This window comes from Mycobacterium colombiense (assembly GCF_001672755.1).
Lineage (GTDB): Bacteria > Actinomycetota > Actinomycetes > Mycobacteriales > Mycobacteriaceae > Mycobacterium > Mycobacterium colombiense_C.
Map to the genome: position 1 here is coordinate 1 of NZ_LZKI01000020.1, position 1,093 is coordinate 1,093.

The window sequence follows — 1,093 nt, forward strand, 5'->3', positions numbered from 1 at the left end:
CGGTGAAGTCCGAGCTCGGTCTGCCCGACGAGGGCGTGGTGGGGCTGCTCGATTTCGGCGCCAGCGGCACGTCGGCCACCTTGGTCAATGTCGCGGGGGACTTTGAACTCGTCAGCGCCACATTGCGTTACGCGGCGTTGTCCGGCGACGAGATCGACCAGGAGCTGCAGCTGCGTGCCTTCGACGAGCTGGGTCACGGCAGCGGCCTCGACCCGGCCAGCACCGCCGGTGTCGGACAGCTCATCGAACTCAGGGAGCAATGCCGCGCGGGCAAGGAGCGGCTCTCGACCGAGATGGCCACCGAGATCACCGCGGTGCTGGGCGGGCGCAGTTGCAGCCTGACGTTGACGCAGGACGACCTCGAACAGCTGATCCAGGACCGGCTGACCGGTTTCATCTACGCCTTCGACGACATGCTGGTGCGCTACCGCAAGAGCTGGTCGGACCTCGCCGCGGTGGTCACGGTCGGCGGGGGCGCGCGCATTCCGCTTGTCACCGAACGGCTTTCGATGCACGGCCGCACGCCGATCCTGACGCCGTCGCAGCCGGCCCTGGCCGCGGCCAGCGGCGCGCTGATCCTGGCCTCGCGCGGCGGCGAGCTGGATCTGCGCACGCGGACGTCGATAGGGCTACTCGCTTCGGCCGACGCGAGCGGTGATGTGGTCGACCTGGGCGCCGGCGATGTGCTGGTGATCGACGACGAGGCGCTGACCGATCGCGAATTGGCTTGGTCGCAGACCGAATACCCCGGCGATCTGCGGATGCGGTTCGGCGGCGAAACCTACGACGAGGACGGTCCGGCCGGCTGGTCGATGCGGCTCAACGTCATCGAACCGCCGCGGGAACGCCGGCCCTGGCTGCGGCTTCGGTTCTCCCAGTTGATCCTCGGCATGTCGGCCGTGGTCGCCATGACGGCGATCGGCGGGGTGGCCTACACGCTGACCGGGATTGAAAACCGTCCAGCCCCGCCACCGCCCTCCGTCGCGCCGCTGCCGGCGCCGCCGGCCAACTCCGTGGCGCCGCGTCCGGTGGCACCGCCACCGCCCACCGCGGTACCGCCGCCGCCACCGCCGCCGAGCGCGCAACCCATTCC

At 70.4% G+C, this 1,093-nt stretch carries 1 protein-coding gene; it reads left to right on the forward strand.

Translation table 11 applies throughout. The features are described from left to right. The coding region (locus A5708_RS02470; RefSeq protein ID WP_155765854.1) for an Hsp70 family protein at nt 1-1,093 on the forward strand (1,093 nt) is incomplete at both ends.